9 protein-coding genes and 1 pseudogene are annotated in these 14586 nt (G+C 70.8%); 7 read left to right on the top strand and 3 right to left on the bottom strand.

The window, feature by feature from the left end; genetic code table 11:
• Positions 1 to 104: 104 nt before the first annotated feature.
• The 3 genes and pseudogenes from ACFY00_RS24980 (at position 105) to ACFY00_RS24970 (ending at position 3566) form a co-directional block, all read left to right on the top strand.
• Entirely contained in the window at positions 105 to 461 is a 357-nt protein-coding gene (locus ACFY00_RS24980; RefSeq protein WP_388033830.1) for a winged helix-turn-helix transcriptional regulator, read from the top strand.
• Positions 462 to 802: 341 nt separating this feature from the next.
• Positions 803 to 1528 carry a response regulator transcription factor gene (locus ACFY00_RS24975; protein ID WP_388033768.1) on the top strand — a complete coding sequence of 242 codons (726 nt, stop codon included), beginning with the start codon at positions 803 to 805 and terminating at the stop codon, positions 1526 to 1528.
• Between the two features lie 419 nt (positions 1529 to 1947).
• Positions 1948 to 3566: pseudogene (locus ACFY00_RS24970) on the top strand (protein kinase).
• Positions 3567 to 3854: 288 nt separating this feature from the next.
• On the opposite strand, the gene ACFY00_RS24965 reads toward ACFY00_RS24970, so the two are convergent.
• Positions 3855 to 4763, bottom strand: a complete 909-nt coding sequence (locus tag ACFY00_RS24965) for a PhzF family phenazine biosynthesis protein (RefSeq protein ID WP_388033767.1) — start codon at positions 4761 to 4763, stop codon at positions 3855 to 3857.
• A gap of 709 nt (positions 4764 to 5472) precedes the next feature.
• Here ACFY00_RS24965 and ACFY00_RS24960 point away from each other — a divergent pair.
• The 4 genes from ACFY00_RS24960 (at position 5473) to ACFY00_RS24945 (ending at position 12014) form a co-directional block, all read left to right on the top strand.
• Positions 5473 to 6330: a methyltransferase domain-containing protein gene (locus ACFY00_RS24960; protein ID WP_388033766.1), complete on the top strand. Its 858-nt coding sequence runs from the start codon at positions 5473 to 5475 to the stop codon at positions 6328 to 6330.
• Positions 6331 to 6640: 310 nt separating this feature from the next.
• Positions 6641 to 8401, top strand: coding sequence for an arginine--tRNA ligase (gene argS, locus ACFY00_RS24955; RefSeq protein ID WP_388033765.1), 1761 nt, complete (start codon positions 6641 to 6643; stop codon positions 8399 to 8401).
• A gap of 334 nt (positions 8402 to 8735) precedes the next feature.
• Positions 8736 to 11285, top strand: a complete 2550-nt coding sequence (gene valS / locus ACFY00_RS24950; RefSeq protein ID WP_388033764.1) for a valine--tRNA ligase — start codon at positions 8736 to 8738, stop codon at positions 11283 to 11285.
• A 318-nt stretch (positions 11286 to 11603) separates the two neighbouring features.
• Complete coding sequence (locus ACFY00_RS24945) at positions 11604 to 12014, top strand: hypothetical protein (protein WP_388033763.1); 411 nt, start codon at positions 11604 to 11606, stop codon at positions 12012 to 12014.
• 319 nt (positions 12015 to 12333) lie between these two features.
• On the opposite strand, the gene ACFY00_RS24940 is transcribed toward ACFY00_RS24945, so the two are convergent.
• Together ACFY00_RS24940 and ACFY00_RS24935 are read right to left on the bottom strand one after the other, a co-directional pair.
• Positions 12334 to 13053, bottom strand: a complete 720-nt coding sequence (locus ACFY00_RS24940; RefSeq protein WP_388033762.1) for a class I SAM-dependent methyltransferase — start codon at positions 13051 to 13053, stop codon at positions 12334 to 12336.
• A gap of 1106 nt (positions 13054 to 14159) precedes the next feature.
• Entirely contained in the window at positions 14160 to 14489 is a 330-nt protein-coding gene (locus ACFY00_RS24935; RefSeq protein ID WP_388033761.1) for a hypothetical protein, read from the bottom strand.
• Between the last annotated feature and the right edge of the window lie 97 nt (positions 14490 to 14586).

The raw sequence follows: 14586 nt of genomic DNA, 5'->3' as shown, positions 1-14586 counted from the left end.
CCCCCGCCTGGCACGGCCCACAGAGCGAGGGCACCAGCACCCCGAACGCCAGCACCCGGAACGCCAACACCTCGAGCGCCAACACCCCGGGCAACAGCACCCCGATGGACGGCGGCCCGCAGGCCTGCCCGATCACGCCGGTGCTCGACATCGTGTTCAGCCGCTGGACGACGCCGATCCTGTGGACGCTGAACCGCTTCGGCCGGCAGCGCTTCGTCGAGCTGAACCGGAACGTCGGCGCCATCACCGCGAAGGTGCTCACCCAGCGCCTGCGCCAACTGGAGCGCGACGGCCTGGTGGTGCGCACCTACCACCCGGAGGTGCCGCCCCGGGTCGAGTACGAGATCAGCGAACTGGGCCTCAGCCTCGCCCCGCTGTTCGCCGCCCTCACCGACTGGTCGGAGGAGCACCTGCCCGAGGTCGAGCAGGCCCGCGCCACCTTCGACGCGACCGGCAGCTGACCGCCCGGGGCGGGCCCGTCCGATCCTCCTCCCGTGCTGCCCGCCACCCGAGGATGCGGGCCCACCGCCCCGGCCGGACAGCGCCTTTCCACACCCCTGACAGTCCGCGGAACAACCCCTGACACCCCTGGCCGGGTCCTGACGCGCCGCACCAAAACATCCAGACCTACACGCTTCCGATCCCCCCATAACCCGCACCAACCGACCCAATCAACCCTCGCCCCTCACCCCATAACCCACTAACAACCAGACAGGTCTGTTTGCTATCCTCGTCGAGCGCGCGCCCGACCCCGTCGACACGACCTCGCCCGTGCCGACCGGAGCGCACCCGAGGGGGACAGATGAACCGGCCCGCCGCACAACTGCTCGACCCCCCGCCCGCACCGCACCGCGGCGTCCGGGCCCTACGCGTCCTGCTCGTCGAGGGCGACCCCGGCGCCGCCGCGCCCCTGCTGCGGGCCCTGACCCGCCAGGGCTACGCCGCCCGCGGTGTGGCCACCGGAGCCGCGGCCCTGCGCGACCACCCCACCGCCGATCTGGTCCTGCTCGACCTCGACCTGCCCGACCTCGACGGCCTGGAGGTCTGCCGCGGCATCCGCGCGGTCAGCGACACCCCGATCATCACCGTCACCGCCCGCGGCTCCGAACTCGACCGCGTCCTCGGCCTGCAGGCCGGCTCGGACGACTACCTGGTCAAGCCCTACGGCTTCCGCGAACTCCTGGCCCGGATGGACGCCGTCCTGCGCCGCACCCACCCCCGCCCCTCCCCCCGCCCCGTCCTCACCCACGGCCCCCTCCGCATCGACCCCGGCACCCGCCTCACCACCCTGCACGGCACCCGGATCGACCTCACCCGCAAGGAGTTCGACCTCCTCCACCTCCTCGCCACCCACCCCGGCACCGTCCTCCCCCGTCCCCAGATCATGGCCCGCGTCTGGTCCGACACCTGGTCCACCCGCGGCCGCACCGTCGACACCCACGTCAGCACCCTGCGCGCCAAACTCGGTCCCACCTGGATCGTCACCATCCGCGGCATCGGCTTCCGCCTCGGCCACCCCGCCTCCTGACCCGCCCCCCGCATCGCCCCGCCCCGCCCCTCAAGCCAGAGAAACCCAAAAAGCCCAGACCGGAAACCATCCGATCCGGGCCTCCACCGAGCCGCCCATGGGATTCGAACCCATGCCCTGCGCATGGCGAGTCCATCAGCGCTCGTGACGGCTGGTTCCGCAAAGCTCGCGCTTCTTCTGCCCATTCCGGACCGTCGACGCCTGGCGTCGGCAACGGCGGACAGAACCGGAGCTCTTCGACCTCGCCCGAGGAGACGGAGGGCAGCGGCTGCGACTCCGGCTGGTGCGTGACCTGAACCTGCCGCGCTCGGCCCACCAACTGGCGGACCACGGACAGTCAGGGCTGCAGCCCGATAGAGTGCGTGGCCGGTAGAGCGCACCCGGACCAACCGCATTCTCAAGGCCGTGACGGGGTGGACATGCGTGGAGCAAGACTCGACGACCGGTACCGCCTGGAAGCGATCCTGGGCTCCGGCGGGATGGGCCAGGTTTGGCGAGCCTTCGACGAACGGGTCGGCCGCCCGGTAGCGGTGAAGCTGCTGACGGGTGCCGACCCGGCGTCCGCCAGCATCGAGCGATTCGCCGCCGAGGCCAGGGCCGCCGGAAACCTCAGCAGCCCGCACATCGTGACCATCCATGACTTCGGCCGCACCGGACCCGAACAGGGCGGTGCGCCGTTCCTCGTCATGGAGCTCCTGGAAGGGCAGTCCCTGGAGGAGATCATCTCCCAAGGCGCGCTGCCACCGGTGGAGGACGCCCTCGACTGGACCCTGCAGGTGTGCACGGCCTCGCCACCGCCCACCGGGCCGACCTCGTCCACCGGGACATCAAGCCCGCGAACGCCATGCTCCTGCCCGGAGGCACCGTCAAGATCCTCGACTTCGGGATCGCCAAGCACCTGTATGAGGACCTCGCCCTCACCGGGACCGGCCACGTCATCGGTACGGCCGCCTTCATGGCACCTGAACAAGCCCGGGGCGACCGAAACATCGGCCCTTCCGCCGACCTCTACGCCGTCGGATGCCTGCTCCACACGCTCCTGACCGGCCAACCACCCTTCACCGGAGCACCGCTGGCCGTCCTCCACCAGCACCTGACCCGGCAGCCCCAACCCGCCAGCAGCCACCGCGCATCCATTCCGGCCGCGGTCGACGAACTCGTCTTTCAGCTCCTGGCGAAGGAGCCCGACGACCGGCCCGCAAGCGCCGCCCAGGTCATCGAGGCGATCGAGGCGCTGCTCGCCGTCCCCGCACAGCGCCCGCACTCCACGCCGCCCGCAAGGGTCACCCCGGACCTCTCCTCAGCCCCGACCAGGACCGCCTGGTGGGCGCAGCCCGAAGCGCCACACCCCCCGACGGCTCTCGACGCGCCCCCGGCCCGCACTCCGGCCAGCCCCGCACCTGCTCGGCGTGAGCCCGCACCTCTCGACGCCCCGCCGGAGCTGGAGCCGACGGCCGCACCCACGAAGCCGCGGACAGCGAGGAACGTCGCCGTGGGACGAAGCGTGCTGGCAGGTGCCGCGCTGATCGGACTTCAACTGGTCGCTTTCGCCTCCTGGTCGGTGCGCTGGACGGTCCCCGTTGCCATCGTCGTGGCCCTGCTTCTGGCCCTCGGAATGAAGCTCGACGTGCCCGGGGCCACGGACGAGGACGGCACGGGCGGGTTCTTCGTCTCCATGGGCGTGACCACGATCTCCTGCCTGCTGCTCCTGATCATCTCGCCGATGCCTTGGTGGGGCGTGCTGATCCTCAGCTGGGTGATGTGCCCCATCCTTTTGGGACTGCAAAAGCCGCTCGTTCGCGGACTCGGCCAGGCATTCGTGCGACACCGGGCCGAAGTTCAGATGGCAGTCAGCGCCGGGCTGGTGAATGCCGCGCTCGCAACCGGCCTCCTTGCTGGCACGCAACTGCCGGCCCTGATCACCGCTCTTCTCGGACTCCTCGCGTGGATGGCCGCATCCACCGTGCTGACCGTCCTGCTGCCGTTCCACACGTCCATCAGATCCCGCTCCGCCCGTCGGACCGAAACAGCCGGATAGAGCACGATGGCCGTCCCACCGGCACCCCGACCGCCGCCCGTACCCGCGCACCAGCCGCCACCGCCCGGACAGTACGGCGACGACAACGGCCAGCGCACCCGCAGCGGCCCAGACGGTGTTCTTCCGCATGACGCGGAGTCTGCCCGGCCCGTCGCGGGCACCCGGCCGGAAGCCGCCGGTTCCCGGTGCGGCACCGGCTGGATCGGCGGAGTGGCCACGGCGATCGATCGGTAGCGAAGGGGAAGCGCCCCCAGCCGCTTGCCCCTGCCTACGTCGCGCTTCCCCTCGTCATGCGGTTGCGGTGCGATCGCCCAGGCGCGCGGCACTACCGCCGAGGCCGGGAAGACGCAGGCGCCCGGAGCCGATGAGGCAGACGCCCCCGCCGACATCGACCGACCGGATGTCGTCCTTGTCGGCCACCACCTGCGCGTACAAGGTGGACGGCCGGTTCACGGCCTCGCCTTGACTGAGGGTGAGCTGGACGCCGGAGGCCAGGATCCGGTGGCGTACGAGGTGCGCGGCGAGCGGGCCGGCCGCCGATCCGCACGCGGGGTCCTCGGGGACTCGGTCGTAGGGGGAGAACATGCGGGTGACCGCGGTGTCGGAGCCGGTGAGGGCGAAGACGTTGATGCGGGCCCGACCCGGGCCGGCGGCTCGGCCCAGGGCAGGGAAGTCGGGGACGATGGCGCGCACTGCCTCGGGGGAGTCGGCCATCACGTACAGGTGTGGGATCCCCGCGTCGTACAGGGTGACGGGCAGCAGGCTCCGCTGGAGCCCGAGCACGGCGAGCAGCCCGTCGGCCTGGTCGTCCGGGACGGGTGAGACCTTCGGGATGGGCTGGCGCATCCATGCGGTGTACCTGTCCTGGTTCAGGCGACGGGTGGTGACCGGCACGATGCCGACGTTCGTCTCGATGTGCAGCGTGGTCTCGTCGGCGGCCTGTCGCCGGGCCAGGACGGCCGCGGTGCCGAGCAGCGGGTGGCCGGCGAAGTCCACCTCGGTCACGGTGGAGTACAGCTTTGCCCGGATGTCGCCGCCCGCCGAGGCGGGGCGCAGGAAGACGGTCTCGGAGAGGTTCATCTCCAGGGCGATGGCCTGCATCAGGTCGGGGTCGACCGCCGTGGTGTCGGTGAACACGGCAAGCTGGTTGCCCCCGAGCGCGATATCGGTGAACACGTCGGCGAGGTCGTACTGCACTGGCGCCCCCGGTTGCGGGTCGAGGAGAGCGGGCTGTCACGATCCCGTCCCTGGAGCGGAAGGGGCCCGGGCCCGCGGCAGCACGGGCGGCGCGGATTCCGGCGGGCCCGTGCCGTCCTGTCCCGGCTGGGCCGCCGAGGGTGTACGCAGTCGTGACCGTGATCCCGAGTGGTGGGCTCCCCCACGGTAGCGAACGGTTCATGGCGGTGCCGGAAATCTCCGCAACTCGCTGACGAGCACGGCTTCTTCGGGGCCCCGAGACCACTGCGGCCACCGTAGCGCGGACAGTCGCCGGTTACCGGCGGGAGGAGTACGTCCGCGTGCCGATCCCGTCGAGCAGAACGCCCGGCGGCGCCAGGCGGTCAACGGTCTCAAGCTGGTCGTCGGCCGTACCGCGCGGCGCGCGGCCAAGGCCGCCGTCGCGGAGATGCCTCCGTTCCGCCGCGTCACCCGGCCCGGGTCGACACCGGCCGCGCATGGCCACACCGCCGCGACCGATTCGACCAACGTCCGGCATGCGGGCGCTCAACAACCGACAGCCGCGAAGCCGAACGAACGGATCAGCGCCGTCCACGCAGCAGCTTTCCCCACGTCCGTCGCGCTCTGCGGGCCGCCCCCGCCCAAGAGGATGTCACCCGTTTTGTCACCTATTGTGCATTTGTGCATCGGATGCGCTGCTTCGGCGCGTCACGGGAGAGAGGGTCGTGCCGTGTCGGACAGCGCCGAGGCGGTCCACAGCCGGCTTGCCGAACTCGCCGCTCCGACGGCCGCCAGCCGAGTCATCGACCTGGGGTGCGGCGCCGGACCGACGCTTCTGGCGCTGAGCCGCGTGGCCCCCGAGGCCGTGTTGATCGGGATCGACAGGTCCGCGGATTTCCTCCGGCACGCCCAACAGGAACTCCAAGGTCACCTCGGCCCCGTGATGGCGCTCGCTGCGGATCTGCGGGCTCCGCTGCCGTGCCGGGATGAGAGCGCTGATGTCATCTTGTCGTACAACACCGTGGAGTGTCTGCCGGATCCGGAGCAGCTGCTGGCAGAGGTTGCACGGGTTCTTCGGCCGGGAGGGCGGGCAGTCCTTGCACACGTCGACTTCGATTCCGTAGTGATCACCGGCGCGGATGCGGACCTTGATCGGCGGGTCTGCCACGCCTTCGCGGATGACGTGCAGAGCTGGATGGATCGCGCGGACGGGCGGATCGGCCGCAAGCTGGGCCTGCTCCTCGCGCGGAGTGCGCTGAGGCTGGTGAGCGTCGAGCCGCTGTTGACCTGGTCGACCACGCTGTCAGGACACGCGAAGGCGAGGATCGACGAGATCCGCAAAGCGCTGCTGTCCGCAGACCGGCACGATCGAGGCGCGGTGAGCGCGGCTGAGGTGGAGAAGTGGTACGCGGCGGTGCGGGAGGCCGATCGCCTCGGCGGGTTCTTCTTCTCCGAACTGGCCTTCATCGCGGTCGCCGAGCGCCCGAGCGATGAGCGCCCGGTGGGCGGCACCGCTCCGTCGGCTCGCGATGCCGTCCTGCCCGGGCACGGGGATCGCTGGGCGGCGGCGCCTCCTGCCGCCACGTGACGGGCGGCTACGACACGGCGCGGCCCCGGCGCTCACCGTGCGTTCGATCGAATGAGCGGATTCGGCCACCGACTTCCGAGCCGCACGGAACCACGGAAAGCGGCGGAAGGGCTCTCGCGTGCTGATGACCAATCAGTTCCGTTGACCATCAATGCTGTTCGGGCGTTGTGGCGCCCAGTGCAGCCGTCCTTATTCGGCCTCCCGCCCGCGAGGACGTGGGATGATCGGCGTGCGGCGCCGATCGTCCACCTGGTGCGGTTGCTGTGCGATTCCCGCAGCCCGCCCTCTCACAGAAGTGGTCCTTCGTTCTATGGCTACGGTCCTCTCCATCGCCGACGCGGTGCGGCAGCGCTTCGCTCAGGCGATCTCCACCGCGTTCCCCGACGCCGCGGACAGCGACCCCCAGCTGCGACGAAGCGACCGCGCCGACTTCCAGGCCAACGGCATCATGAGCCTCGCCAAGCCCCTGCGGACCAACCCCCGCGAGGTGGCCACGCGCGTCCTCGAACACCTGACCGCGGACGAGATCCTCGCGGGCCTGGAGATCTCCGGCCCCGGATTCGTCAACGTCACGGTCACCGATGCCGCGATCCTGGAACGGCTGGCCGCCCGCGCCGCGGACACCCGACTCGGCGTCGGCGGCGCCGCCCAACCCGGCATCACGGTGATCGACTACAGCCAGCCGAACATCGCCAAGGAGATGCACGTCGGCCACCTGCGCTCGACGATCATCGGCGACGCACTCGTACGCGCCCTGGAGTTCACCGGCGAAAAGGTCATCCGGCGCAACCACCTCGGCGACTGGGGCACCCAGTTCGGCATGCTCATCCAGTACCTCCTCGAGCACCCCGACGAACCCGGCGACGACACCGAGCCGGACGACGCCGGCCCGTCGATGTCCCGCCTCAACCGCCTCTACAAGGCATCACGCGCCAAGTTCGACAGCGACGCCGACTTCGCCGACCGCTCCCGGCGGCGCGTCGTCGACCTGCAGGCCGGCGACCCGGAGACCGTCGCCTCCTGGCAGGGCATGGTCGACGAGTCGAAGGCCTACTTCGAGGCCGTCTACGCCCGCCTCGGCGTCCTCCTCGAAGACGCCGACGCCATCGGCGAGAGCCACTACAACCCCCGCCTCGCCGACGTCTGCGCCGACCTCGAAGCCTCCGGCGTGGCCGTCCGCTCCGACGGAGCCCTGTGCGTCTTCTTCGACGACATCAAGGGCCCCGACGGCGAACCGACCCCGCTCATCGTCCAGAAGAGCGACGGCGGCTACGGCTACGCCACCACCGACCTCGCCGCCATCCGCGACCGCGTCGGCCTGCTCGGCGCCGACCAACTCCTCTACGTCGTCGACAGCCGCCAGGCCCTCCACTTCCAGATGGTCTTCGCCACCGCCCGCCGTGCCGGCTGGCTCCCCGACAACGTCCGCGCCCTGCACCTGCCGTTCGGCACCGTCCTCGGCAAGGACGGCAAACCCTTCAAGACCCGCTCCGGCGAGACCGTCCGCCTCATGGACCTCCTCGACCAAGCCGTCGACCGGGCCCGCACCGTCGTCGCCGAGAAGAGCCCCCAACTCGCCCCCGAGGAACTCGAAGAACGGGCACGACAGGTCGGCATCGGCGCCGTCAAGTACGCCGACCTCTCCACCTCCCGCACCCGCGACTACATCTTCGACACCGACCGCATGGTCTCCCTCAACGGCGACACCGGCACCTACCTCCAGTACGCCTACGCCCGCATCCAGTCCATCCTGCGCAAGGCCCCCGAAAGCGTCACCCCGACCGCCCACCAGGACCTCGCCCTCGAGCCGGCCGAACGCACCCTCGGCCTCCTCCTCGACGAATTCGGCGCCACCATCGACCTCGTCACCGAGACGTTCGAACCCCACCGCCTCTGCGCCTACCTGCACAACCTCGCCGCGGCGTACACCACCTTCTACGAGCACTGCCCCGTCCTCAAAGCCCCCAACCCCGCGATCATGGAAACCCGCCTCCTGCTCTGCCAACTCACCGGCCAGACCCTCCGCCAAGGCATGGACCTCCTCGGCATCGGAACCCCCGAACGCCTCTGAGTCCAGGACGAAACAGGGTAGGGCCGCTGGATTCGTCCGGCGGCCCGCGCCAGGTGCAGCTCCCTGCCGGTAGATCCACCATGGGAAGAATTCGCGGAAATACTTCCGTTCCCGTGAGCGAATCTACGCCTCGTTGCAGTGGAGGTCCGAAACCGTCGTCGGCGCGGTCGGAGTCGCCACAGTGCACCTGCCCCTATGGCGCCAGCCGTCGAACGGCCGCGTGACCATGCGGCAGGTCCGGCCAGCTGTCACAACCGGCCTTGTTGACATTCCATCAACTACCTACTAAATAGCAGTAATTGCGCACCGCAGCGAGCGGATACCATCTGGGACCATGACGAACGCATCTCCTCGCCCGGGCGTACCCGACAAGCCCACCCTCGACGGTCTTGAGACCAAGTGGGCCCCGCTCTGGGACGAGCAGGGCGTATACGTATTCGATCGCTCCGCGGTCCGTGAGCATGTGTTCTCGATCGACACACCCCCGCCTACGGTCAGCGGCTCACTCCACGTCGGCCACGTGTTCAGCTATACCCAGACCGATGCCGTCGCGCGCTTCCAGCGGATGCGGGGCAAGCAGGTCTTCTATCCGATGGGCTGGGACGACAACGGGCTGCCTACCGAGCGCCGGGTGCAGAACTACTTCGGCGTCCGCTGCGAACCCTCTCTCCCGTACGACCCGGACTTCACGCCGCCGGAAAATCCCGGCAAGCAGCAGATCCCCGTCTCCCGGCGCAACTTCATCGAGCTGTGCGAGCGCCTGACGATCGAGGACGAGAAGGTCTTTGAGAGCCTGTGGCGCCGCCTGGGGCTCTCGGTGGACTGGGGGCACACGTACCAGACGATCGACGGCAACGCCCGGGCGGTGTCCCAGCGCATGTTCCTGCGCAACCTCGCGCGGGGGGAGGCGTACCAGGCCGAGGCGCCGACGCTGTGGGACATCACCTTCCAGACCGCGGTGGCCCAGGCCGAGCTGGAGGACCGCGAACGGCCCAGCGCGTACCACCACATCCTGTTCCGGGCCGAGTCCGGGCAGCCGCTGGAGATCGCGACGACGCGGCCCGAGCTGCTTCCCGCGTGCGTGGCCGTCGTGGCGCACCCGGAGGACGAGCGTTACCAGAAGCTGTTCGGCACTTCGGTGAGCACGCCGGTCTTCGGAGTCGAGGTACCGGTCCTCGCTCACCGCCTGGCGGACCCGGAGAAGGGCACCGGCCTGGTGATGGTGTGCACCTTCGGCGACACGACCGATGTGGTGTGGTGGCGCGAGCTCGACCTGGCCACCCGTTGCGTGCTCGGCCGCGACGGCCGCTTCCTGCCGGAGCCCCCCGCCGGTCTCGACACCGACAAGGCCACGGCGGCGTACGCGCGGCTGGCGGGTGCGACCGCTCACACCGCCCGTGAGCGGATCGTCGAACTGCTGCGCGCCGACGACGCGCTGGTCGGAGAGCCGCGGCACTTCAACCACATGGTGAAGTTCTACGAGAAGGGCGACAAGCCCCTGGAGATCGTCACCAGCCGTCAGTGGTACCTGCGCAACGGCGGCCGGGATGCCGAGCTGCGCGAGCAGCTTCTGGCGCGCGGCCGGGAGCTGGCGTGGCACCCGGAGCACATGCACAACCGCTACCAGTCGTGGGTGGAAGGTCTGGCCGGCGACTGGCTGATCAGCCGTCAGCGCTACTTCGGGGTACCGGTGCCGGTGTGGTATCGGTGCGACTCGGCGGGCCATGCGACCGACGAGTTGATCGTGCCGTCCGAGGATGCGCTGCCGATCGATCCGACCAGCGACGTGCCGCCGGGGTTCACCAGCGACCAGCGGGACGCGCCCGGTGGCTTCACCGGCGATCCGGACGTGATGGACACCTGGGCGACCTCGTCCCTGACCCCGCAGATCGCCGGCCGCTGGGGTTCCGACGACGACCTCTTCCAGCGGGTCTATCCCATGGACCTGCGTCCGCAGGCCCACGAGATCATCCGCACGTGGCTGTTCTCCACCGTGGTCCGCTCTGAGCTCGAACACGGCGAACTGCCCTGGGGCAACGCTGCGATCAGCGGCTGGATCCTCGACCCGGACCGCAAGAAGATGTCCAAGTCCAAGGGAAACGTGGTCACCCCGCTGGATCTGCTGGACCAACACGGGTCGGACGCTGTGCGGTACTGGGCGGTGTCGGCCCGCCCCGGCACGGACACCGCCTTCGAGGTCGCGCAGATGAAGATCGGGCGCCGCCTGGCGATCAAGGTCCTCAACGCGACGAAGTTCGTCCTCGGCCTGGGTGCGGGCGCACCGCACGCCGAGGTCACCGAACCGATCGACCAGGCCCTGCTCGCCCGGCTCGCACAGGTCACGACCGAGGCCACGGCACTTCTGGAGGGGTATGACTACGCCCGTGCGCTTGAAGTCACCGAGCGGTGCTTCTGGGCCTTCTGTGACGACTACGTCGAGCTGGTGAAGGACCGGGCCTACGGTGACAGCGGCGATGCGGGGGCCGAGTCGGCCCGGGCCACCTTGTCGCGGGCTCTGTCGGTACTCCTTCGGCTGCTCGCGCCGTACCTCCCGTTCGCGACCGAGGAAGCGTGGAGCTGGTGGCAGGACGGGTCCGTTCACCGCGCCCAGTGGCCCGCCGAAGCGTCGGCCGAGCTCTCGTCCAAGGGCGACGCCGGCCTGCTCGACGTCGCGGCGAGCGCGATCACGGCGATCCGCAAGGCGAAGAGCAGCGCCCAGCTGTCCATGCGGGCGGAGGTGGCCAAGGTGACCGCCCGGGGGCCGGCCGAGCTGCTGGCCGCTCTGCAGAGGGTCGCGCCGGACGTGCGTTCCGCCGGCCGCGTCGCTGAGCTGATCTTCGAAGCGGCCGAGAGCGAGGATCTCGCCTACGAGATCGTCCTGTAGTACTCGACGGTCGACGGCGGTGGCGGCTCGAAACGGAGCCGCCACCGCCTTTTCCGTTGCAGGGATGGATAGTTGGTAACAGCCGGACTCCCGCACTCTGGCCAGAAGGGCCGGTTCCGGCGCCCGTACGCGCCCTCGTGCACCCGCGTGCTCATGGCCCCGGAGGGTTGGAGCAGCCTCGTTGTGGTACGTCGCGCGTCACCGCGCGCAGGCTCGGAGAAGCCGGGCGGCTGCGCTTCCGACAGCGGGAGGTGCCCTGGGCAAATCGCTGTACGAGATCCCTCGACGAAGACCACCTACCTCCTCGACCCCGCCAACGTGGCGGAGTTCGAGGCGGACCCGTCGCAGCTCGACGGCGGCGCGGACATCGTCTTCGTGCTGCCCTCCGCGATGCTGTGCGAGCAGGTGCCGGTGGTGCCGGGCAACGCCTCGGCCGACCCGTCCATCCCGATCTCCGACCCCGACGGTGACCGCCGCTGGCTGCTGACCCGGGCACCCGTCGGAGCGAAGCTCCTCGGTTCGACCGGCGACGGCCGTCTGCTCCTCCCGGCCGCCGGAAGCGTTCACGCAGCGACCCCCGAAGCCGTCACCGTGCTGGCCCGCGTACACGCGGCCTTCCCCATCAGCCTCGACGAGGCCGCCACCGACGTGGAACCGAAGACCGCGGAAATGGCAGTCGCCGACCTCGTCGTCGCCGGCCTCATCACCCGGGTGCCCAACCTCCTGTGACGCGAACGCCTGATCCCTCAGCGGAGCCCTGACCCAAGCGCCGCTCCACAGCCGGGGGGGGGGGGGGGGGGGGGGGGGGGGCGCCCCCCGGCCGCGGGGGGGGGGGGGGGGGGGGGGGGGGCGGGGGGGGGGGGGGGGGGGGGGGGGGGGTACCCCCCCCCCCCCCCCCCCCCCCCCCCCCCCCCCCCCCCCCCCCCCGCCCCCCCCGCCCCCCCCCCCCCCCCCCCCCCCCCCCCCCCCCCCCCCCCGGCTGGTCTGCTGGACGAGGCCGGGATCGGTGCCCTGCGGCGGGGTGACACACCGGCGGCGAGGCGCTTGCTCAAGCGTTGGCCAGCCACAGGCCCTTGTACTGGATCTCGGGGTGCCGGTGGTCCCTCGTGGTGGTACCGGCCGGGGCGTAGCCGCAGGACCGCAGCAGGTCCGCCGTCGTGCGCTGGTCTCGTTCCTCGTTGTAGACGCCGATGATCAATCGGCCGCCCGGGGCGACGACATGGTCCAGCAGATGGGCCACGTACGCTCCCCGCAGGTCCGCCGGCACGTAGTCCACTCCGGTGCGGACGGCGTCGAAGCGGTGGGGAGGCTTCCAGCCCATCGCGTTGGCCGTCCAGATCCGATGTGCCCATTGCGGGCAGCGGGTTCGGGCGAGGTCGGCGAGGGCGGGGGAGATCTCCACCCCGTAGGGCTCGATGGTGATCCCGGCCTCGGCCGCCCAGTCGGTCAGGCTCTCCATGAGGTGGCCGTTGGCGCATCCGATGTCGAGGAACGTCCCACCGTGGGGCGGGAGCAGGTCGACGAGCAGGCTGCGGGCTTCTCGCCAGCGGCTCTCGTCACCGCTGTGGCCGGACTGGGCCCGCGGGTTGTCGCCGTTGAGGTAGGCCTGTTCGATGACGCCCCGGACGGCGGCGTGCCACTCGGTGGCCGTGATGTCGCCCGCCCGGTACGCGTCGTCGATGGGTGCCAGATCCCTCCAGCCCCGCTCCTTCGCGCTCGCGATGTCCTCGACGTCGTGACTGGCCGGACGGCGCTTGCTGGGGTCCATGCGTGTTCCTTCCCTGTGCGCTGACGTTGGTGCCTTGCCGGCAGGTGGACGTCCAGCCCCCTCGAAGAGTCCGGATCAGCCGCGCGGCCTCCCTGCGCGACCGGCCAACGAGCGCCGGTACGGCGGGGGAGGCGGCGAATCGAGTCCACGTGGCGCCATTCCCCGGTCCTCCCGGTCGAACACGCAGAACTCACCAGGGCCGGTGAGTTCGCCCGGTTCAGGTCGGCGTGAGCGGGACACCACTGCTCCACCCGAGTGTCGTGCGCTCCGGGAAGGGCGGCCTTGACGGTGTCGTCGACCAGCCGCTGCGTGATCCGTTCGGTGTCCGGCGCCGCCACCCGAGCCGTTCGGTGAGCGGCCAGCACTGCCAGCGAGGCGTTCAACGAGCACCACCAGTCGTCCGGCGGCTCCTGATCGACGGTCACCACCGCGGCCCCGACCGTCCGGCGCTTGCGCACCACGCTTCGCCGGTCCGGCCTCGTGCCGAGGCTCTGCTCCACCTGGTCCAGGATGTGATCGACGGGCTCCCGCCGGGGGTCCTGGTCTACCGTACGCGGCTGGCGTCGGTGCCTGCAGCGGGGCGACACCGGTCAGCTCCCGTGCCCGCTCGGCGAGGAGCGGGGCGGGTTCTGGGTAGCACCCGCGGTCAACGGCCTGGAGCATCTCCGCAATGGCGATGAGCTGCCCCACGCGGTCGGCCGGGGTGTCGAGGATGTCGGCGAACTCCGTACGGATGCGGTCCGCGACGGCGGGCACGAGGAGACTGCTGACTCACAGGACCGCAGGGTCGTAGCCGACCGGCAGCTGGACGCCAGCGAGACGGTGGTTCGCCGACCCGGCTGCTTTCGCCGGTGAACGCCTGGTGGGTGAAGCCGACCCAGGTGGCGACGCCGTACCCCCGATACGGCCGGCCTGCGCGAAGTCCTCCAGCACGGCGAACGCGGCACGGAGGTCGTGGTGCGGCTGCTGCCGGTCGTGGGCGGACCGTTCGGGGTGGTGAACGAGGACGATGTCGGCACGACCGAGGACGGTGGGGACGCTGGCCACGTCCTTGACCTCCGGGCCGGCAGCTTCGGCGAGTTCCCCGATGCCGACCGGGTCTCCGGTCAGCAGGGCTTGCAGGACGGGCTCGACCCGCGCGGAGAAGTCCCACGCGGTTCCGGCGGCGAACAGGGTGACGGTCCGGGCGGGGTGGGGTCGCTGGTGAGCTCGGCGCGAGGAGCGGTGATCCGCACCTTGATCTCCGGCTCCACGGGGAGGGCGTCCACGAAGGGCAGGGACGGGGCCGGGCGGCCGAAGTGGGTGGTGCCGGAGGCCGTCGCCCAGCGGTCGACCAGGTCAGGGTCCGACAGTGCGGCGAGCATCGCGGCTCTCAGATCGGCCAGGCACCCGGCCTTCTCGTCCGCTCCGGCGTGGAGCGGCACGTCCTTCCGCACGGCGGCACTCTCGTGCAGTTCATCCGCGAGCCAGCCCAGGAGCGTGGCGCCGGTCTGGGCAGCCGAAGGCGCCCACGGTGCGCCCGGTCGGCAAGCG

This window comes from Kitasatospora sp. NPDC001540 (genome assembly GCF_042894345.1).
GTDB lineage: Bacteria > Actinomycetota > Actinomycetes > Streptomycetales > Streptomycetaceae > Kitasatospora > Kitasatospora phosalacinea_C.
The sequence above is the reverse complement of the archived record's forward strand: the minus strand, read 5'-3'. Positions and strand labels throughout refer to the sequence as shown.

What these genes read in the sequence shown, in the direction of transcription:
- ACFY00_RS24940 (WP_388033762.1), bottom strand. Translation starts at nt 13,053, where the DNA reads ATGGACCCCAGCAAGCGCCGTCCGGCCAGTCACGACGTCGAGGACATC.
- argS (WP_388033765.1), top strand. Translation starts at nt 6,641, where the DNA reads ATGGCTACGGTCCTCTCCATCGCCGACGCGGTGCGGCAGCGCTTCGCT.
- ACFY00_RS24980 (WP_388033830.1), top strand. Translation starts at nt 105, where the DNA reads ATGGACGGCGGCCCGCAGGCCTGCCCGATCACGCCGGTGCTCGACATC.
- ACFY00_RS24975 (WP_388033768.1), top strand. Translation starts at nt 803, where the DNA reads ATGAACCGGCCCGCCGCACAACTGCTCGACCCCCCGCCCGCACCGCAC.
- valS (WP_388033764.1), top strand. Translation starts at nt 8,736, where the DNA reads ATGACGAACGCATCTCCTCGCCCGGGCGTACCCGACAAGCCCACCCTC.